This window comes from Rhodoglobus sp. GW821-FHT12B09 (assembly GCF_058809925.1).
Genome location: NZ_JBXATB010000004.1, coordinates 94,826 through 114,823 on the forward strand (window position 1 = coordinate 94,826; position 19,998 = coordinate 114,823).

At 69.0% G+C, this 19,998-nt stretch carries 17 protein-coding genes; 10 read left to right on the top strand and 7 right to left on the bottom strand.

The annotated features are described in order from the left end of the window. Positions 1 to 29 precede the first annotated feature (29 nt). Positions 30 to 872: an exodeoxyribonuclease III gene (locus AC1RTC_RS09900; protein ID WP_493155363.1), complete on the bottom strand. Its 843-nt coding sequence runs from the start codon at positions 870 to 872 to the stop codon at positions 30 to 32. 9 nt (positions 873 to 881) lie between these two features. Continuing rightward, a complete protein-coding gene (locus AC1RTC_RS09905) occupies positions 882 to 1,832 on the bottom strand; it encodes a YihY/virulence factor BrkB family protein (RefSeq protein WP_493155364.1) in 951 nt (316 codons plus the stop codon). A gap of 88 nt (positions 1,833 to 1,920) precedes the next feature. On the opposite strand from AC1RTC_RS09905, the gene ptsP reads away from it, so the two are divergent. Beyond that, the gene (gene ptsP / locus AC1RTC_RS09910) at positions 1,921 to 3,561 is read left to right on the top strand and encodes a phosphoenolpyruvate--protein phosphotransferase (protein WP_493155365.1); all 1,641 of its coding nucleotides are present in this window, start codon (positions 1,921 to 1,923) and stop codon (positions 3,559 to 3,561) included. A gap of 149 nt (positions 3,562 to 3,710) precedes the next feature. Beyond that, positions 3,711 to 5,219 carry a sigma-70 family RNA polymerase sigma factor gene (locus AC1RTC_RS09915; RefSeq protein ID WP_493155366.1) on the top strand — a complete coding sequence of 503 codons (1,509 nt, stop codon included), beginning with the start codon at positions 3,711 to 3,713 and terminating at the stop codon, positions 5,217 to 5,219. A gap of 468 nt (positions 5,220 to 5,687) precedes the next feature. Here AC1RTC_RS09915 and AC1RTC_RS09920 read toward each other — a convergent pair whose 3' ends face one another. The 5 genes from AC1RTC_RS09920 to AC1RTC_RS09940 all read right to left on the bottom strand — a co-directional run bounded on the left by AC1RTC_RS09920 (position 5,688) and on the right by AC1RTC_RS09940 (position 10,449). After that, positions 5,688 to 6,449 carry a succinate dehydrogenase iron-sulfur subunit gene (locus AC1RTC_RS09920; RefSeq protein WP_493155367.1) on the bottom strand — a complete coding sequence of 254 codons (762 nt, stop codon included), beginning with the start codon at positions 6,447 to 6,449 and terminating at the stop codon, positions 5,688 to 5,690. Beyond that, entirely contained in the window at positions 6,449 to 8,251 is a 1,803-nt protein-coding gene (gene sdhA, locus AC1RTC_RS09925) for a succinate dehydrogenase flavoprotein subunit (RefSeq protein ID WP_493155368.1), read from the bottom strand. The genes AC1RTC_RS09920 and sdhA overlap by 1 nt, the downstream gene beginning before the upstream one ends. Continuing rightward, the gene (locus tag AC1RTC_RS09930; RefSeq protein WP_493155369.1) at positions 8,251 to 8,700 is read right to left on the bottom strand and encodes a succinate dehydrogenase hydrophobic membrane anchor subunit; all 450 of its coding nucleotides are present in this window, start codon (positions 8,698 to 8,700) and stop codon (positions 8,251 to 8,253) included. The genes sdhA and AC1RTC_RS09930 overlap by 1 nt, the downstream gene beginning before the upstream one ends. Continuing rightward, a complete protein-coding gene (gene sdhC / locus AC1RTC_RS09935; protein WP_493155577.1) occupies positions 8,700 to 9,080 on the bottom strand; it encodes a succinate dehydrogenase, cytochrome b556 subunit in 381 nt (126 codons plus the stop codon). Before sdhC ends, AC1RTC_RS09930 begins: the two co-directional genes overlap by 1 nt. A gap of 238 nt (positions 9,081 to 9,318) precedes the next feature. Continuing rightward, the gene (locus tag AC1RTC_RS09940; RefSeq protein WP_493155370.1) at positions 9,319 to 10,449 is read right to left on the bottom strand and encodes a glycosyltransferase family 4 protein; all 1,131 of its coding nucleotides are present in this window, start codon (positions 10,447 to 10,449) and stop codon (positions 9,319 to 9,321) included. Positions 10,450 to 10,537: 88 nt separating this feature from the next. Here AC1RTC_RS09940 and AC1RTC_RS09945 point away from each other — a divergent pair, with 88 nt between their 5' ends. From AC1RTC_RS09945 to AC1RTC_RS09980, 8 genes are all read left to right on the top strand, one after another. Continuing rightward, the gene (locus tag AC1RTC_RS09945) at positions 10,538 to 11,656 is read left to right on the top strand and encodes a mannose-1-phosphate guanylyltransferase (protein ID WP_493155371.1); all 1,119 of its coding nucleotides are present in this window, start codon (positions 10,538 to 10,540) and stop codon (positions 11,654 to 11,656) included. A gap of 17 nt (positions 11,657 to 11,673) precedes the next feature. Beyond that, the gene (locus AC1RTC_RS09950) at positions 11,674 to 12,744 is read left to right on the top strand and encodes a BMP family lipoprotein (RefSeq protein WP_493155372.1); all 1,071 of its coding nucleotides are present in this window, start codon (positions 11,674 to 11,676) and stop codon (positions 12,742 to 12,744) included. Between the two features lie 174 nt (positions 12,745 to 12,918). Then, complete coding sequence (locus AC1RTC_RS09955) at positions 12,919 to 14,019, top strand: BMP family lipoprotein (protein WP_493155373.1); 1,101 nt, start codon at positions 12,919 to 12,921, stop codon at positions 14,017 to 14,019. Positions 14,020 to 14,124: 105 nt separating this feature from the next. Beyond that, the gene (locus AC1RTC_RS09960) at positions 14,125 to 15,669 is read left to right on the top strand and encodes an ABC transporter ATP-binding protein (protein ID WP_493155374.1); all 1,545 of its coding nucleotides are present in this window, start codon (positions 14,125 to 14,127) and stop codon (positions 15,667 to 15,669) included. Then, positions 15,666 to 16,961 carry an ABC transporter permease gene (locus tag AC1RTC_RS09965; protein WP_493155375.1) on the top strand — a complete coding sequence of 432 codons (1,296 nt, stop codon included), beginning with the start codon at positions 15,666 to 15,668 and terminating at the stop codon, positions 16,959 to 16,961. The genes AC1RTC_RS09960 and AC1RTC_RS09965 overlap by 4 nt, the downstream gene beginning before the upstream one ends. Further along, positions 16,958 to 18,253 carry an ABC transporter permease gene (locus AC1RTC_RS09970; protein WP_493155376.1) on the top strand — a complete coding sequence of 432 codons (1,296 nt, stop codon included), beginning with the start codon at positions 16,958 to 16,960 and terminating at the stop codon, positions 18,251 to 18,253. The genes AC1RTC_RS09965 and AC1RTC_RS09970 overlap by 4 nt, the downstream gene beginning before the upstream one ends. After that, positions 18,250 to 18,654 carry a cytidine deaminase gene (locus AC1RTC_RS09975; RefSeq protein WP_493155377.1) on the top strand — a complete coding sequence of 135 codons (405 nt, stop codon included), beginning with the start codon at positions 18,250 to 18,252 and terminating at the stop codon, positions 18,652 to 18,654. The genes AC1RTC_RS09970 and AC1RTC_RS09975 overlap by 4 nt, the downstream gene beginning before the upstream one ends. Then, positions 18,647 to 19,939 carry a thymidine phosphorylase gene (locus AC1RTC_RS09980; protein WP_493155378.1) on the top strand — a complete coding sequence of 431 codons (1,293 nt, stop codon included), beginning with the start codon at positions 18,647 to 18,649 and terminating at the stop codon, positions 19,937 to 19,939. The genes AC1RTC_RS09975 and AC1RTC_RS09980 overlap by 8 nt, the downstream gene beginning before the upstream one ends. Positions 19,940 to 19,998 lie beyond the last annotated feature (59 nt).

Genomic DNA, 19,998 nt, shown 5'->3' on the forward strand with positions numbered 1-19,998 from the left:
AGACGGAATGGCAGGCCGAGGTCGGCGGGCTAGATCGCGTAGTCCACCACGACCGGCGCGTGGTCGCTCCACCGCTGGTCGTGGGCCGCCGCGCGGTCGACGGCGTAGTTCGCGACAGTTGCCGCGAGGGCGGGCGTCGCCACGTGGTAGTCGATGCGCCAGCCGGTGTCGTTGTCGAACGCCTGACCGCGCTGCGACCACCAGGTGTAGGGGCCGTCGACCTCGCCGGCCCATCTCCTGCCGACGTCGACCCAGCCGAGACCGGGGCCCGTCGTGCCGTCGACTCCCTCGACCGGCTCGCCGAGCGGGCCGAAGAACCTGTCGAAGTAGGAGCGCTCGCGGGGGAGGAACCCGGCCTGGTTCCGGTTGCCGCGCCAGTTGCGGATGTCGAGCTCGCGGTGGCCGACGTTGAGGTCGCCCACGATCACGGCGAACTCGCTGTGCCGGGCGAGCTCCGGCATCCTCTCCTCCATGGCGTCGAGGAACTTCCACTTCTCCGCCATCTTCGCTGCGTCGGTCGCGACCCCGGAGTGCACGTAGGTGCTCACGACGGTCACGACCCTGCCGTCGACCTCGTAGTCGGCCTCGAGCCAGCGGCCCGCGCTGTCGAAGTCGTCGGCGCCGAGGGCGACGCGGTGGATGCTTGCTCTGTTGCGCGAGGCGATCGCGACGCCCGCGCGGCCCTTCGCGGTGGCCGCGTCGTGCAGGATGTCCCACTCCGGCCCGAGGAGCGCCTCGAGGTCCTCCGTGGACGCGCGCACCTCCTGCATCGCGAGGATGTCGACGTTGCGGTCGGCAAGCCAGTCGCCCATCCCCTTGCGGAACGAGGCGCGAACCCCGTTGGTGTTCACGGACGCAATGCGGAGGGCCATGCCCCAAGCCTAGAGAGCGGCACCGACACCGGTCGGCGGCTCCGAGGTCTTGCGCCCCTTCATCCGGCGCCCGCTCAGGTCGACTCCGTCGTCGTCCGAGCTCACGGCGATCCAGGTCGCCCCCACGAGCGTGACTTGGCAGATCAGGTTGAACCAGATGAGGAGTCCGATGATGACGGCGAACGACGCGAGCAGGGGGTTCTTCGTGGCGCCGCCGAGCAGCGAGCTTCCGAGCGCCTGCAGCACGCCGAGCGCGATGGCGGCGAGCAGCACGCCCTGCGCGAGCTGGCGGAACGGGATGTGGATGCCCGAGACGATCCGGTAGAACGTGCCGAGCACCACGGCGTCGAGCACAAGAACGATGAGGAGGCCGACCGCCCGGGCGGCGATGATGGCGAGGTCCGACTCCTGGTCGACGCCGAGCCAGTCGAACACCGAGCTGAGCGCCGCCGTGCTGAACACGGAGAGGCCGGCGGAGAGCACCATGGCCAGCCCGAACCCGAGGGCGAGGCCGAGGTCTTTGAGCTTGAGCAGCAGGAAGTTCGTCGGGGCGGTGGGCAGGCCGAAGAGCAGGCGCACGGCGTCGCGGCCCGAGGCGAGCCAGCCGAGCGCGGTGAAGAGGAGGCCGACAGCGGCGATCGCGCCGGTCCAGGTCAGGATGCCGGAGGAGAAGAGGGAGTCGGCATTGATGGCCCCGCCCATACCGGTATCGATGAGGCCCGGCACGTTGGTCTGCAGCAGCGTGAGGAAGGCCTGCTCGAGCTCCGGGTTGGACTTGATCGCGAAGCCCGCGATGGCGAACCCCACCCAGATCGCCGCGAACACCGCGAACAGCGCCTGGTACGAGAGCCCGGCGGCCAGCAGAGGGCCGCCTTTCGCGTTGTACTGCATGAACACCCGCACGGGCTTGAGCTTCTGCACCCGCGTGACGACGGCCGCGATCCGCTGTTTCAACGCCATTCCCTCACCCTAGGGGGCCCGGGAGCGGCGACCCGAAGCCTTGACATTAGGCTGGCCCCGGGCAACGTCGACGGAGAGGACCAATTCAATGGAACTGCACGGAGTGGGTGTCGGGCGCGGTATCGCGGTCGGCCCGATCCTCAGGATGCCCGACCCCCTGCCCGAGCCCGAGGCCGGCAGCCACGCCGGCGACGCGGCGGCCGAGTACGCGAGGGTGCAGGAGTCGCTCACCGCCGTCTCGGAGGAGCTCGCCGCGAAGGGCGCCAAGGCCGGCGGCGAGGCGCAGGCCGTGCTCGAGGCCGCGTCCATGATGGCGCAGGACCCGACGCTGAGCGACGACGTCAAGGCGCGCATCGACTCCGGCACGACAGGCGAGCGGGCGGTCTTCGAGGCCTTCGCCGCGTTCCAGGAGATCCTGATCGGCATGGGCGGCTACATGGCCGAGCGGGCGACCGACCTCGGCGATGTCGCCCAGCGCATCATCGCCCACCTTCGCGGCGTTCCGGCTCCTGGCGTGCCCACGAGCGACACCCCGTTCATCCTCGTCGCCCCCGATCTCGCGCCCGCCGACACGGCCCTGCTCGACCTCGACAAGGTGCTCGGCCTCATCACCCGCGACGGCGGCCCGACCAGCCACACCGCGATCCTCGCGCGCTCCAAGTCGATCCCTGCCATCGTCGGGGTCACGGGGGCGCTCGACCTCGCGGACGGCACGGTGGTGGTGGTGGATGCCGCGGCCGGCCTCGTCACGTCCGACCCCGGCGAGGCGCTCATCGCCGACGCGAACTCCCGCATCGCGGCCCGTGCCGCGGCCTCGACGATCCCGATCGTGGACGGCGCGCTCGCCGACGGCACGAAGGTGCCGCTGCTCGCGAACGTCGGCTCTCCGAAGGACGGCCCCGGCGCGGTCGAGCTCGGCGCGGAGGGCGTCGGCCTGTTCCGCACCGAGTTCCTCTTCCTCGACTCCAAGACGGCGCCGACGGTGAAGGAGCAGCAGGAGAAGTACACCGAGCTGCTCTCGTACTTCCCCGGCAAGAAGGTCGTCGTGCGCGCCCTCGACGCCGGCGCGGACAAGCCGCTCGCCTTCCTCAACGCCGCCCACGAGGAGAACCCGGCCCTCGGCCTCCGCGGGCTGCGCGCGCTGCGGGCGAGCGAGCAGATCCTGCTCGACCAGCTCACCGCGCTCAAGGGGGCGCAGGATGCCACCGAGGCCGACCTCTGGGTGATGGCGCCGATGGTGGCGGACGCCGAGGAGACCAAGTACTTCGTGAAGCTCGGCAAGGCGCTCGGGCTCAAGACCGTGGGCGTGATGGCCGAGGTGCCGTCGCTCGCGGTGATGGCCGACCAGGTGCTCGCGGCAGCGGACTTCGTGTCGATCGGCACCAACGACCTGACCCAGTACACGCTGGCGGCGGACCGCATGCTGGGCTCGGTCGCGAGCTACCAGGACCCGTGGCATCCCGCGGTCCTTCGACTGGTCAAGATGCTCGGGGACGCGGGCGCCGCCGCGGGCAAGGGCGTCGGCATCTGCGGCGAGGCGGCGGCGGACCCGCAGCTCGCCGTCGTGCTCGTCGGCCTCGGTGCCACCACGCTCTCGATGACGCCCGCCGCGCTCGCGGACGTGCGGGCCGAGCTGGCGACCGTCACTCTGGAGCAGGCGAAGGCCAGAGCAGCGGCAGCCCTGGGCGCCTCGGACGCCGCCTCCGCGCGAAAGGCTGCGGCGGGCTGAGCCGTGGCCCCCGAAGAGGGGGTGCCGCGAGTTTCTTGACTTCGCGTCATAATCCACCCGTAGTGGGGTCTCTCTGTATGAAGGAAGTACTAGTGCAACCTTCATCCCACAGGGGACAATAAAAGAGGACCCGGGAATGGATCAGGGGGATGAGCGAAAATGAAGGTCCGGAGCCAACCACTTCGGACGAGTCACTGGTTGAGCGCACGCGGTCGGGGGACCAGCGTGCGTTCGCAGAACTGTGGCGCCGTCATTATCGCTCGGGGGCACGAGTCGCCCGCCAGTTCACGTCGTCTATAGATGCCGATGACCTCGTCTCCGAGGCCTACACGCGCATCTATCAACGTGTTCTGGCGGGCGGCGGCCCGACCGGCGCATTCCGCCCGTACCTGTACACGACCATCCGCAATCTCGCATCGACCTGGGGCGCCAAATCCAGGGACGTCCAGGTGGATGACATCGCAGACTTCGAAGATCCGGACACGATCGACGACCCGGCAGCTCTGGCTCTCGACCGCACCCTGACGGCGCGCGCGTTCCGCAGCCTGCCCGAGCGCTGGCAGTCCGTGCTCTGGTACACCGAGGTGGAGGGCATGGACCCGCACGAGGTCGCGCCCATCCTCGGCATGACGGCCAACGGCGTCGCCGCGCTCTCGTACCGCGCCCGCGAGGGCCTCCGGAAGGCGTGGCTGCAGGCCCACATCAACGACGCCTCCGCCTCGGGCGAGTGCCAGTGGACCATCTCCCGCGTCGGCGAGCACGCGCGCCACAGTCTGAGCGCACGCGACCAGGAGCGCATGTCGTTCCACCTCGCCACCTGCGCCAAGTGCTCGATCATCGCCGAGGAGGTCGACGAGGTCGGCTCGCGTCTCGCGCTCGTCATGCTGCCGATCCTGCTCGGGGGTGTCGCGGGCGGCGCTATGCTCGCGACCTTCGGCCACGCCGGCTCGGCGATGGCCGCCGCCGCGGACGCCATCCCCGCCCTCCCGGAGGCCATCGGGGCCGGGGCGGCAGCCGCCGGTGCCGGAGCCGGCGCGCTCGGACTGTTCGGCTCGGCCACGGCGCCCGTCGCCCTCGTCGGCGGGCTCGCGATCGCGGTCGCGCTCGGCGGCGGCGTGGTCGCCATCACCTCGAATGCACCGGATGCCGACACCACCTCGGCCACGTCGACCAGCGACCCCGGCGCCGGCACTGTGGCGCAGGGTCCGCTCGCGGTCGACGTGGACGCCCCCACGCCGACGCCCTCGCCCGTGGACCCCTCCAACGTCGACGGCGTCGTCGGGGGAGTCGGCACCGTCGTCGACTCGGTGGTCGACACGATCACGGATGACGACGGCCAGATCGCCACCGTCAGCATCAGCCTGAGCGGCACCGGTACCCCCGGTGCGCAGGTGTCCCTGCAGGCGCTCGGGCAGGTCTACGCGACCACCACAGTGAGCGCGGACGGCAGCTACTCGATCAGCGCGTCGGCCATTCCGGGCGGGCTCGCCTCGCTCGACCTCGTGCAGACCGTCGACCGGGAGTACCTGAAGGGGCTGCTCGGCACGGGCATCCTCGGGAATGTCCTGGGCACTGTCGACGAGCTCGTCAACAAGCTCATCACGCCGCTCGGCCTCGCGAGCAACTCCGGCGGAATCGCGATCAACCTCGTCGGCTGAGCGCTTCCCTGTGCTCCGCGGGTCCGGTCGTGCCGCACGTCGCGCTACAGAATTCGAGTTGCGCTACTGAAACATCTGTAGCGCGACCAGGAAGCTGTAGCGTCACCGCGCGGCCGCGCCACCGCGCGGCCGCGCCGCCGCGCCACGCGCGGCCGCGCCACCGCGCCACCGCGCCACCGGAATAGTTTCGCCGGCCCGCGTCATAGTTGCGCGATTCGGGAGTCTCCCTAGGTAGGACATACCCGTCCCGCCTCCTCGACGTCAATCTGGGAGGCCACGGCCCCGCCCCTGCGCCCCCAGAACGCAGGAGGCGGGGCCGGTTTTTGGGCGCGGTCCCGCCCACGCGCGTCCAGTCGGGAGTTGTGCCCGCTCAGACAACGACGAGCGACCGAAACTCCCGAGCGAGCGAACGCGCGAGCGCGCGAACGACCGCACGGCCGAGCGTCGAGCGAGCGAACGGGGCGCGACCTACGGCTTGCCGCGCAGGATCGCCTGCTTGACCTCGGCGATCGCCTGCGTCACCTGGATGCCGCGGGGGCAGGCGTCCGTGCAGTTGAAGGTCGTGCGGCAGCGCCAGACGCCCTCCTTGTCGTTGAGGATGTCCAGGCGCACCTGGGCGTTCTCGTCGCGGGAGTCGAAGATGAAGCGGTGCGCGTTGACGATCGCGGCCGGGCCGAAGTACTGGCCGTCGGTCCAGAACACGGGGCAGCTCGAGGTGCAGGCCGCGCACAGGATGCACTTGGTGGTGTCGTCGAAACGCGCGCGCTCGACGGGGCTCTGCTTGCGCTCCTTGCCGTCCTTGGGCAGGCCGCCGGCCATGAGGAACGGGTTCACCGACTTGAAGGAGTCGAAGAACGGCTCCATGTCGACGACGAGGTCCTTCTCCAGCGGAAGGCCCTTGATCGCCTCGACGTAGATCGGCTGCGAGATGTCGAGGTCCTTGATGAGCGTCTTGCAGGCGAGGCGGTTGCGGCCGTTGATGCGCATGGCGTCAGAGCCGCAGACGCCGTGGGCGCACGAGCGGCGGAACGTGAGCGAGCCGTCCTGCTCCCACTTGATCTTGTGGAGGGCGTCGAGCACGCGGTCGGTGCCGTGCAGCTCGACGTCGAAGTCCTGCCAGCGGGGCTCGGTGTCCACGTCCGGGTCGAAGCGGCGGATGATCAGCGTCGCGGTGAAGGTCGGAATCTCCTCCGGCACGCTCGGCTTGGACTCCATGACTGCGTTCGACATCAGTACTTTCTCTCCATCGGCGGGTAGTTCGTGATCACGACAGGCTTCCAGTCGAGACGGATGTGCTCACCCGCGTCTGCGGACTCCGGGTCGCCCACGAGGTAGGCCATCGTGTGCACGAGGAAGTTCTCGTCGTCGCGCTTCGGGTAGTCCTCGCGCATGTGCCCGCCCCGGGACTCGTGGCGCGAGCGCGCGGAGTAGACGAGCACCTCCGCCAGGTCCAGCAGGAAGCCGAGCTCGACGGCCTCGAGCAGGTCGGTGTTGAAGCGCTTGCCCTTGTCCTGCACCTGGATGTTCTTGTAGCGGGCGCGGAGCGTCTCGATGAGCTCCGTGACCTCCTTCAGGCTCTCCTCGGTGCGGAAGATCTGCGCGTTGCGGTCCATGGAGTCCTGCAGCTCCTTGCGGATCACCGCGATGCGCTCGGTGCCGTCACCGGAGCGCACCATGTCGAGGATCTTCTGGATGCCCGCAGTCGGGTTCTCCGGCAGGGGGAGGAACTCCACGCCGCCCTGCACGTACTTCACCGCGTTCTGGCCGGCGCGCTTGCCGAAGACGTTGATGTCGAGCAGCGAGTTCGTGCCGAGGCGGTTGGAGCCGTGAACGGAGACGCAGGCGCACTCGCCCGCCGCGTAGAGGCCCTTCACGACCGTGGTGTTGTCGCGGAGCACTTCGGCGTCGACGTTGGTCGGGATGCCGCCCATTGCGTAGTGCGCGGTGGGGAGCACGGGCACCGGCTCGGTGTACGGCTCGACACCGAGGTAGGTGCGCGCGAACTCCGTGATGTCAGGGAGCTTCTCGTCGATCACCGCGGGCTCGAGGTGCGTGATGTCGAGGTAGAGGTAGTCCTTGTTCGGGCCGGCGCCGCGGCCCTCGCGGATCTCCAGGGCCATCGACCGCGCGACGATGTCGCGGGGGGCGAGGTCCTTCAGGGTCGGCGTGTACCGCTCCATGAAGCGCTCGCCGGAGGCGTTGCGCAGGATCGCGCCCTCGCCCCGTGCGGCCTCGGAGAGCAGGATGCCGAGGCCCGCGAGCCCGGTCGGGTGGAACTGGAAGAACTCCATGTCCTCGAGGGGCAGGCCCTTGCGCCAGATGATGCCGACGCCGTCACCGGTGAGGGTGTGGGCGTTGGACGTCGTCTTGAAGATCTTGCCGAAGCCGCCCGTCGCGAAGACGATCGCCTTCGCCTGGAAGACGTGGAGATCGCCGGTCGCGAGCTCGTAGGCCACGACGCCGGAGGGCTGCTCGACGCCGTCGACCTCGGTCATGACCATGTCGAGCACGTAGTACTCGTTGAAGAAGTTGATGCCGAGCCGCACGCAGTTCTGGTACAGCGTCTGGAGGATCATGTGGCCGGTGCGGTCGGCGGCGTAGCAGGCGCGGCGCACAGGGGCCTTGCCGTGCTCGCGGGTGTGACCGCCGAAGCGCCGCTGGTCGATCTTGCCGTCGGGCGTGCGGTTGAAGGGGAGGCCCATGTTCTCGAGGTCGATGACCGCGTCGATGGCCTCCTTCGCGAGGATCTCAGCCGCGTCCTGGTCGACGAGGTAGTCGCCGCCCTTGACGGTGTCGTAGGTGTGCCACTCCCAGTTGTCCTCCTCCACGTTGGCGAGCGCCGCGGCCATGCCGCCCTGCGCTGCCCCGGTGTGGGAGCGGGTGGGGTAGAGCTTGGAGATCACCGCGGTGCGGGCGTGCGGTCCGGCTTCGATGGCGGCGCGCATCCCGGCACCGCCCGCGCCCACGATGACGATGTCGAACTGGTGGTAGTGCACGCCGTCAACCACGGCGCCGTCTTCGAACTCAGCCACTAGGGCACCGGGCAGAAGCTGGGGAGCAGGTCGGCCGGGGAGCCGGCGGGGCAGGGGTCGAACGTGTAGATCACAAGGGTCCCAAGGATGAGGAGGACGGCGGTCGAGACCGCGACCGCGCCCAGGAGGATGCGGCGCACGACCGGCTGGTTGGCGTAGTCGTTGATGATGGTGCGGATGCCGTTGGCGCCGTGGATGAGGGCGAGCCAGAGCAGCAGCGTGTCCCACACGACCCAGAACGGGTCGGCGAGCTTGCCCGCCACGAACGCGAAGTCGATGGCGTTGACGCCCTCGCCCGCGACGAGGTTGACGAAGAGGTGGCCGAAGATGAGGACGACGAGGACCACACCGCTCGCGCGCATGTAGATCCAGCCCCACTTCTCCCAGTTGATGCCGCGCTTCTTGCGCCGCTGGATCGCGGGGCTGCGGGGTGCTTCGATCAGGGACATCAGTGCGCTCCAAAGATGTGCATGAACTGGCGCGGCACGAAGCCGATGAGGAGGACTGCCCAGAGCCCGATGACGATCCAGAACATCAGCTTCTGGTGCTTGGTGCCCCAGCTGGAGAAGTCGATGAGGATGATCCGGAGTCCGTTGAGGGCGTGCAGCCCGATCGCCGCGACGAGGGCTGTCTCGCCCAGGCCCATGATCGGCGTCTTGTAGGTGTTGATCACCGCGTTGTACGCCTCGGGGCTCACGCGCACGAGGGCGGTGTCGAGGATGTGCACGAGCAGGAAGAAGTAGATGGCCACACCGGTGATGCGGTGCAGCACCCACGACCACATGCCCTCGCGGCCCCGGTACAGCGTTCCCGCCGGACGTCTGGGCATGGCGATCTTGGGCGCGGCGGGCTTGTCGCCCACCAGGGTACCCGCCGTCTTCTCTGGCACGAGCAACCCCTCCTTGCGGAATGAGGGCCGCGCTGCTTCTGTCGAACCTGGCGGCCGGGTTATGTCCGGAAAGCGGACGCTTCCCAGTGTATTGCGGCCGAACGGCGCCCGCCGCTTAGGCCCGCCTAAATAGCTTGATGTCGAGATTGTTTTGGTAAGAACCCGGATTCTTTAGCGATTACAGCGCCACCGGCGCAGACCGGCGCGCGATGACGCTCTCGTAGTGCCCGACGAGCTCGTCGCAGATCGACGCCCACGACTTTCCGAGCACGGCCCGCCGGCCAGCCTCTCCCATGCGGGCCCGCAGCTCGTCGTCGATCACAAGGCCCTCGACGAAGGCGCGCAGCTGGGCGTCGTCTCCGGGGGTATAGAGGAATCCGTTCACGCCGTGGTCGACGAGGTCGATCGGGCCGCCCGCCCGCGGCGCGACGACGGGGATTCCGGTCGCGTGCGCCTCCTGCACGGTCTGGCCGAAGGTCTCCTCAGTGCCGGTGTGCAGGAAGACGTCGAAGCTCGAGTACGCGGTGGCGAGGTCGGCGCCGCCCATCGAGCCGAGCATGGCCACGGGCATCCCGGCCAGCTGCTTCTTGAGGGCGGGCATCGAGGGCCCGTCGCCGACGAGGACGAGCCTGATGCCCTCCAGCCCGCGCAGCGCGGCCATGCGCTCGACCTGCTTCTCCGGGGCGAGGCGGCCGACGTAGCCGACGATCACCTCGCCGCGGGGGGCGAGCCGCTGGCGCAGCCGCTGGGTGGCGGCATCCGCGCGCTTGTTGGGGTGGTACGTGGTGAGGTCGACCCCGCGGCCCCAGCGCGCGAGGCGCTGGACGCCCGCCGCCTCGAGGTCGGCCATCGACGCGCTCGAGGGCACGAGAGTGAGGTCCGCGCCCTCGTGGATCCAGCGGACGATCCGCCAGGCCGCCTTCGTGAGGGCCCCGAGGTGGTTGCGCCGCGCGTAGCCGGCGACGTCGGTCTGGAAGATGGCGACCGAGGGGATGCCCAGCCGCCCGCCCGCGGCGATCGCCTGTGCTCCGAGCAGGAAGGGCGAGGCGGCGTGGATCACGTCCGGCCTGAAGTCCGCGATGAGCTTCTGCACGAGCGGGCTCGGCAGTCCCATCGGGAACTGGCGGTAGGCGATAGCGGGCACCTCGTGCACGCGGAATCCCGCGTACTCCTTCGGTGCTCCTGCGGCCGGGACGATGACGATCGCCTCGTGCCCGTTCGCGGCAAGGTGGTCGAGTACCTTCTTGACGCTGTTGGTGACTCCGTTGACGGTGGGGAGGAAGCTCTCGCTGACGACCACTACGCGCATGACTATGACGCTAGGAAGGCCGGATGGCGGGACGGGGCCGGTGCCATGGAGCCGGGGTGAATGGCTCCTTAAGTCTAAGTTTGACGCTATGAGCACACCGAAGGCGTTCGACGACTTCTACAGCGTGATCCCCGCCGGCGGCATCGGCTCGCGCCTGTGGCCGCTGTCGCGGGCGGACGCCCCGAAGTTCCTGCACGACCTGACCGGCTCCGGCCAGACCCTGCTGCGGGACACGTGGGACAGGCTGGTCCCGCTCTCCGGCTCCGACCGGATCATGGTCGTCACGGGCCGCGCGCACCGCGCCGCTGTGGAGGAGCAGCTGCCGGAGCTGGCCGACCCGAACGTCGTGCTCGAGAGCGAGCCGAAGGACTCGTCCGCCGCCATCGGGCTCGCCGCCGCGATCCTGCTGAAGCGGGAGCCCGGCGTGATCGTCGGGTCGTTCGCCGCCGACCACGTCATCCGCGACATCCGCGGCTTCCGGCGTGCTGTGGGCGAGGGCATCGCCGCCGCCCGCGCCGACTACATCGCCACGATCGGCATCACGCCGACCGAGCCCGCGATCGGGTTCGGGTACATCCACTGCGCCGGCCCGCTCGCCATCGAGGGCGCGCCGAACGCCGTCGGGGTGGAGTCGTTCGTCGAGAAGCCCAACCTCGCGACGGCGGAGCGGTACCTCGCCGACGGCGACCACCTGTGGAACGGCGGGATGTTCATCGCGCGCGCCGACGTACTCCTCGCGCAGCTGGGCGAATCGCAGCCCGAACTGCTCGCGGGCCTCACCGAGCTCGCCGAGGCGTGGGACACCCCCCGCCGCGGCGCCGTCGTCGACAGGGTGTGGCCGCGGCTCACGAAGATCGCCATCGACTACTCGGTTGCCGAGCCCGCCGCGGCCGCGGGCAGGCTCGTGGTCATCCCGGGCGACTTCGACTGGGACGACGTGGGGGACTTCGCCTCGATCGCGAAGCTGCACTCGGGCGGCCGTAAGTCCGACCTCGCGATCCTCGGGGAGAATGCCCGCGTGCTCGCCGACGCCTCCACGGGCGTCGTGATCAGCCAGAGCGGCAGGCTCATCTCGCTCATCGGCGTGACCGACATCGTGGTCGTCGACACCCCAGACGCCCTCCTCGTGACCACCACGGCCAACGCCCAGCGCGTCAAGGCCGTCGTTGACGCGCTCAAGCTCTCGGGGCGCAACGACGTGCTCTGAGCGGTAACGTTTCACGCATGTCGAAGTCATTTGCATTCCGTGCCAGCGCCGTGATCGGCGCCGCCGTGCTCCTGCTCGCCGGCTGCGCGCCCGCGCCGGAGAAGCCGGGCGAGAACGGCGGGGGCGAGCAGTTCTGCGCCCGCATGGTCACCAACTCCGGCGGCCTCGACGACCGCTCGTTCAACGACGCGAGCTGGAAGGGCCTCCAGCAGGCCGAGAAGGACTTCGGCATCGACGCCGACGTGCTCGTCTCCAACTCCGAGACGGACCTCGCCCCCAACGTGCAGCAGGCCGTCGACACCGGCTGCGGCTTCGTGCTGACCGTCGGCTACGAGCTCGCGGACGCGACCGCCGACCAGGCCGCGAAGAACCCTGACGTCGACTTCGCGATCGTCGACGAGGTCGTGGATGCCCCGAACGTCAAGCCGATCGTCTTCGACACCGCCCAGGCGGCCTACCTCGCCGGCTACCTGGCCGCGGGCGTGACCAAGACCGGGAAGGTCGCCACGTTCGGCGGCGGCAACCAGCCGCCCGTGACCCTGTTCATGGACGGCTTCGTGGACGGCGTCGCCAAGTACAACGAGGTGCACGGCACCACGGTCGTCGCGCTCGGGTGGGACAAGGCGGCGCAGGACGGCGTCTTCACCGGCGACTTCGAGGACATCAACAAGGGCCTCACGATCACGCAGGGGCTCATTGACCAGGGCGCCGACGTGATCCTCCCCGTCGCCGGCCAGGTGGGCGAGGGTGCGGCCCGTGCCGCCCTCGACTCGAACGGCAAGGCGTCGATCATCTGGGTCGACTCCGACGGCTACGACGTTCTCGCCGCGGAGTTCCGCCCGGTGCTGCTCACCTCAGTCCTGAAGAACACGGGCGACGCGGTCGTCGAGATTGTCAAGTCGAGCATCGACGGCACCTTCGACAACAAGCAGTACGTCGGCACCCTCGAGAACGGCGGGGTCGATATCGCCCCGTTCCACGACCTCGCGAGCAAGGTGAGCCCCGAGCTGTCGGCGGAGATCGACGGACTGCGCGCCGACATCATCAGCGGCGCCCTCGTCGTGACGAGCCCGAACACCCCCAAATAGCTGGTAGCGGGCGGTTTTCGTCCCACTTTGTGTCCGGCTGATTTCGGCGCCGTCGCGAGTTTGTAACCTTTCAGCGACGGCCCGGAATTAGCCCGTTCGGGGTTCGTAACTTTATGTAACCTGTAAGGCACTATGTCCCGACGTTCCTCGGCGGGCAGCATCTTGGAGGACACCTTGAGAATCACCTCTCGCGGCCGCGTACTCGGCGGTATCGCACTGATCGGATCGAGCGCCCTCGTGCTCGCCGGTTGCGCAGCAGCACCTGAATCCACTGGCGACAGCACCGAAGGTGCCAGCGACTTCATCCCCTGTATGGTCTCCGACCTCGGTGGCTTCGACGACAAGTCGTTCAACCAGCTCGGCTTCGAAGGCATCAACGACGCGGCTGACAAGCTCGGTGTCGAGGCCATCACCGTGCAGTCCGACGCTGAGACCGACTACGGCCCCAACATCCAGCAGCTCGTCGACCAGGGCTGCAACCTGATCGTCACGGTCGGCTTCGCCCTCTCGGCCGCCACGGTCGAGGCTGCCCTCGCCAACCCCGACGTCGAGTTCGCCATCATCGACGACGCGGCTGACAACGACTTCGACGGCAAGGTCGACGCTCCGAACATCAAGCCCATCGTGTTCAACACGGCTCAGGCCGCGTTCCTCGTCGGCTACGCCGCGGCGAGCTACTCGAAGGCCGGAATCGTCGCGACCTGGGGCGGCATGAACTTCCCCACGGTCTCGATCTTCTCCGACGGCTTCGCCCAGGGTGTTGCGTACTACAACTCCGAGAAGGGCACCGCTGTCCAGGTCCTCGGCTACGACCCCGCCGACCCCAGCACCTACACGCTGACCGGTGGCTTCGAGGCCAACGACGTCGCCAAGTCGACTGCGCAGAACTTCATCGACCAGGGCGCCGACGTGCTGCTCCCGGTCGGCGGACCGATCTACCAGTCGGCAGTTGCCGCCATCACTGACTCGGGCAAGGACATCGCCCTCGTCGGTGTCGACGCCGACCTGTTCGTGACGGACCCGAAGACGGACGACATCATCCTCACGTCGATCCTCAAGGGCATCAAGCAGGCCACCGACGACGTCGTCTCGGCTGCCGCCGCCGGCGACTTCTCGAGCGACGCCTACATCGGCACGCTCGAGAACGACGGGGTCGGCTACGCCGACTTCCACAACTTCGCCGACAAGGTCTCCCCTGACCTCGCTGGCGAGCTCGACAAGATCAAGGCGAGCATCATTGACGGCACCATCCCCGTCAAGTCCTACCTTGGCTAGTCACTAGCACCACACCGGTCGGGGAGGCCAGCTCAGCTGGTCTCCCCGACCTCGTTAACTTTCCCCCCACGCGGTCGACGAAGCCCGCGCATTAGATTGGTTCACATGAAGCTAGAACTTCGCGGGATCACCAAGAGGTTCGGTTCGCTGGTCGCCAACGACCACATTGACCTGACGGTCGAACCGGGCGAGATCCACAGCCTCCTTGGCGAGAACGGGGCTGGCAAGTCCACCCTCATGAACGTGCTCTACGGCCTCTACCAGGCCGACGAGGGCGAGATACTGCTGGACGACGTGGTCCAGCACTTCTCCGGCCCCGGCGACGCCATGAAGGCGGGCATCGGCATGGTGCACCAGCACTTCATGCTCATCCCGGTGTTCACCGTCGCTGAGAACGTCATGCTCGGCCACGAGGACACCAAGGGCCCCGGTCTGCTCGACCTCGCCGGCGCGCGCGCCAAGGTGCGCGAGATCTCGCAGCGGTTCGGGTTCGACGTCGACCCGGATGCCCTCGTCGACGATCTGCCCGTGGGCGTGCAGCAGCGCGTGGAGATCATCAAGGCGCTCTCCCGGGACGCGAAGGTCCTCGTGTTCGACGAGCCCACCGCCGTGCTCACCCCGCAGGAGACCGACGAGCTCATGGTCATCATGCGCCAGCTCAAAGAGGCCGGCACCTCCATCGTCTTCATCACCCACAAGCTCCGCGAGGTGCGCGAGGTCGCCGACCGCATCACGGTCATCCGCCTGGGCAAGGTCGTCGGCGAGGCGTCGCCGACCGCGACGAACGCCGAGCTCGCCTCCCTCATGGTGGGGCGCGCCGTCGACCTCACCGTCGACAAGGGACCGGCCAAGCCGGGCGCCGCCGGCCTCGTCGTCGAGAACCTCACGGTGCTCGACCCCCGCAACCAGATAGTCGTCAACAACGTGAGCTTCGACGTGCGCGAGGGCGAGGTGCTCGCGATCGCCGGAGTGCAGGGCAACGGCCAGACCGAGCTCACCGAGGCGCTCATCGGCCTGCAGAAGAGGGTCTCCGGCACGATTACCCTCGACGGCAACTCGTTGCGCGGCAAGTCGGTGCGGCACATCATCGATGCCGGCGTGGGCTTCGTTCCGGAGGACCGCACGGAGGACGGGCTCGTCGCCGAGTTCACGATCGCCGAGAACCTCATGCTCGACCGGTCGGACCAGCCGCCGTTCGTGAAGGCCGGCACTCTGCAGCTGAAGGAGCTCGCGCAGTTCGCGGAGGAGAAGGTCACGGAGTTCGACATCAGGGCGCAGGGGATCACGACGCACGTCGGCCGGCTCTCCGGCGGCAACCAGCAGAAGGTGGTCCTCGCGCGCGAGCTCAGCCGCACGCTGCGCCTCTTCGTCGCCGCCCAGCCCACCCGCGGCCTCGACGTCGGGTCTATCGAGTTCGTGCACACGCGGATCGTCGCGACGCGGGATGCCGGCGTGCCCGTCATCGTCGTGTCCACGGAGCTCGACGAGGTGGTGGCCCTCGCCGACCGTATCGCCGTGATGTACCGCGGCGGGATCGTGGGCATCGTGCCCGGCGACACCCCGCGCGACGTGCTCGGCCTCATGATGGCCGGCGAGGTCCCCGCGTCGATCGCAACTGCATCCGCTGCAACGAAGGAGTCGGTGGCATGAGCGACCAGCAGATCCCGGTCAAGGGCCAGGTGCCCGAGGCTCCCGAACCCGGTCAGCCCGCGACGGTAGTCGCCGAGCCGTCGAAGGCCCAGCAGGTCCTGCGCGAGATCCTCGGCGGCAGCGCCATGATCTCGGTGCTCGCTGTCATCCTGGCCCTGCTGGTGGGCGCGATTCTCATCGCGTTCACCGACAAGCAGGTGCAGGCGGCATCCGGCTACTTCTTCTCCCGGCCGGGCGACACCATCAAGGCGATCTGGGATGCCGCGTCCGGCGCGTACTCCGCGCTGTTCCAGGGCTCGATCTACAACTTCAAGCGCCCCGGTTTCGCGGCGGGCATCCGGCCGCTCACGGAGACGCTCACGTTCGCGACCCCGCTCATCGCGGCGGGCCTCGGCGTGGCTGTGTCGTTCCGGGTCGGCCTGTTCAACATCGGCGGACGCGGGCAGATGCTCGTCGCCGCCGGTGCCGCGGGCTACGTCGGCTTCGCGTGGGACCTGCCGTTCCCGCTGCACCTCATCGTCGCGGTGCTGGCAGGTATGGCCGCCGGCGCGATCTGGGGCGGCATCGTCGGCCTGCTCAAGGCGACGACCGGCGCCCACGAGGTGATCGTGACGATCATGCTCAACTACGTCGGGTTCTACCTGATCGGCTACATGCTGCGCACCCCCGGGCTGCTGCAGGCGCCCGGCTCGACGAACCCGAAGTCGGCTCCGATGCTCGACTCGGCAGTGTTCCCCGACCTGTTCGGGCCCGGCTACAACCTGCACTGGGGCTTCATCGTGGTCGTCGCCGCGACGGCCTACGTCTGGTACCTGATCAACCGGTCCAGTCTGGGCTTCCAGTTCCGCGCCGTCGGCGAGAACCCCAACGCGGCCCGGGTCGCGGGCATCAAGGTCAAGAGCATCTACGTCTACGCGATGCTCATCTCGGGCGCCCTCGTCGGGCTCGCGGGCGTCGCGCAGGTGCTCGGCACGGTCACGAGCGGATTCTCGAGCGGAATCGACGCGGGCATCGGCTTCGACGCGATCACTGTCGCGCTGCTGGGCCGGTCGCGGCCGATCGGGGTGTTCTTCGCGGGCATCCTGTTCGGTGCGCTGAAAGCCGGCGGCTATTCGATGCAGGCGGCGCAGGGCATCCCGATCGACATCGTCCTCGTTGTGCAGTCGCTCATCGTCCTGTTCATCGCGGCACCTCCGCTCGTGAGGGCGATCTTCCGGCTGCCGATACCCGGCGTCGTCAAGGCGCCCCGCACCCCCGTCACCTCTGCACGGAAGACCGAGGCCACCAAGTGAGCACCGTCGAGTCCACTACGCACGGCGTGCCCTCCGCGGCGCCGATCGTGCTCGAGCGCGCGGCGGTGCGCAACTGGAAGCCGCCGATCGGCCTCGCCGCCTTCGCCGTGATCGCGGTCCTGATCTTCGTGATCGGCGGTCGCGGCGGCACCACCACCTTCAAGCTCTCGACCGATAGCGACCTCATCCAGCTGCCGCCGATCTTCGCGCCCGTCACGCTGGTGACCACTGTCGTGATCGTGCTGCTGTTCCTGGGCGCGATCGCCTCCGCGTACCTGTCCTTCCGGGCGCGCAAGACGCCGCTGTGGCTGACCGCGGTCTTTGCGCTCCTGTTCCTCGCGGCGTTCCTGACGTGGGCTGCCGCGGACGCGACAATTCCGATCCCCGGGCTGCTCGTGGGAACCGTCGGCCTCAGCGTTCCGCTGATCTTCGGAGCGCTCGGAGGCGTCATCTCGGAGCGGGTGGGCGTGGTCAACGTCGCGATCGAGGGGCAGCTGCTCGCCGGCGCGTTCGCCTCGGCCGTCGTGGCCTCGGTCACCCAGCAGCCGATCGCTGGCCTTCTCGCGGCGACGATCGCGGGCGTGCTCGTGTCGTTCGTGCTCGCGGCGTTCTCGATCAAGTACATCGTCGACCAGGTGATCGTGGGCGTGGTGCTGAACGTGCTCGTCGTCGGCCTGACGAGCTTCCTGTTCTCCAAGGTGCTCGCGCCGAACGCGGCCGTGCTCAACAGCCCCCCGCGCTTCGAGCGGATCCCGATCCCGATCCTCGGCGAGATCCCGATCCTCGGGCCGGTGCTGTTCCGGCAGACGATCATCGTCTACATCATGTACATTGCGGTCGCCGTGGTCTGGTTCGCCCTGTTCAAGACGAAGTGGGGCCTGCGCCTGCGCTCCGTCGGCGAGCACCCCCAGGCGGCGGACACGGTCGGCATCAACGTCAACCGCACGCGCTTCTGGAACGTCTCCCTCGCGGGCGCGATCGCCGGCTTCGGCGGTGCGTACTTCACCCTCGGCTCGGTCGGCGGGTTCAACAAGGAGATGACGGCGGGCGCCGGATTCATCGCCCTGGCGGCCGTCATCTTCGGCCGGTGGGACCCGATCCGCGCGACGCTGGCCGCCCTCCTGTTCGGCTTCGCGTCGAACCTGCAGAGCGTGCTGAGCATCATCGGCTCACCGGTGCCCAGCGAGTTCATGCTGATGCTCCCGTACCTCGTGACGATCTTCGCGGTCGCGGGCCTCGTCGGACAGGTGCGCGGCCCAGCCGCGTCCGGAAAGCCGTATATAAAGTCATGACCCAGTCCATTGATTGGGACGCCCTGCGGGACGTCGCCAAGGATGCCCTTCAGCACGCCTACGTGCCGTACTCGAACTTCCCGGTGGGCGTCGCCGCCATCGTCGACGACGGCCGCGTGATCTCGGGAGCCAACGTGGAGAACGCCTCCTACGGCCTCACGCTGTGCGCCGAGTGCGCCCTCGTGTCGTCGCTGCACATGACGGGCGGCGGCAAGCTCGTCGCCTTCACGTGCGTCGACGGCCACGGCAACGCGCTCATGCCGTGCGGCCGCTGCCGGCAGCTGCTGTTCGAGCACTCCGCGGACGGGATGCTCCTGGAGACGGTCTCGGGCATCAAGACGATCGACGAGGTCATCCCCGACGCGTTCGGCCCCCGCACTCTGGAGGCCTACCGTGGTTGAGGCGTTCGACGTCGTCGACCTCATCCGCACCAAGCGCGACCGCGGCGTGCTCTCGACGGCCCAGATCGACTGGCTCATCGACGCGTACACCCGCGGCTATGTCGCGGACGAGCAGATGTCGGCCATGACGATGGCCATCTTCCTCAACGGCATGGAGCGCTCGGAGATCCGCGACCTCACACTCGCGATGATCGCGTCCGGCGAGACGCTCAACTTCGACGGGCTCGACAAGCCGACGACGGACAAGCACTCGACCGGCGGTGTGGGGGACAAGATCACGCTGCCCCTGGCCCCGCTCGTGGCATCCTTCGGCGTCGCTGTTCCCCAGCTCTCGGGCCGCGGCCTCGGCCACACCGGTGGCACCCTCGACAAGCTCGAGAGCATCCCGGGCTGGCGCGCGCACCTGTCGAACGACGAGTTCATGCAGCAGCTGCGGGATGTCGGTGCAGTCGTGTGCGCGGCGGGCTCCGGCCTCGCGCCCGCCGACGGCAAGCTCTACTCGTTGCGCGACATCACGGGGACTGTCGAGGCGATCCCGCTCATCGCGTCGTCGATCATGAGCAAGAAGATCGCCGAGGGCACTGCCGCCCTCGTGCTCGACGTCAAGTTCGGCTCCGGGGCCTTCATGCAGGATCCGGCCCGCAGCCGCGAGCTCGCCGAGACCATGGTGAGGCTGGGCAACGACGCCGGGGTGAAGACCGTCGCGCTGCTGACCAACATGAACGTGCCGCTCGGGCTCGCCATCGGCAACGCCAACGAGGTGCGCGAGTCCGTCGAGGTGCTCTCCGGCGGCGGACCGGCCGACGTGGTCGAGCTCACCGTGGCCCTGGCGCGCGAGATGCTCGCGCTCGCCGGCCAGCCCGACGCCGACGTGGAGGCGGCACTCAAGGACGGCCGCGCCATGGACTCCTGGCGCGCGATGATCGCCGCGCAGGGCGGGGATCCGGATGCCGCGCTCCCCGTGGCTCGCGAGTCCCAGGTGGTCACCGCGGACCGCGACGGAGTGCTCACCACGCAGCACGCCCTGCCGTTCGGCATCGCCGCCTGGCGCCTCGGAGCCGGTCGCGCCCGCAAGGAGGATCCCGTCGACCACGCCGCGGGCATCGACCTGCACGCGAAGCCCGGCGACACGATCACGAAGGGGCAGCCGCTCTTCACGCTGCACACCTCGGACGCGGCCCGGTTCGCCCGCGCCGTCGAGGCCCTCGAGGGCGCCTACGCGATCGGGGACCCCGGTTCCGCGATCGACAACGGCGGCCCGCTCATCGCCGGCCGCGTCGACTAGCGCGCCGCCGCGCGCCCGCACCCGTCCCGCGCGCCGCGCCGCACCCGTCGCCGAGATCC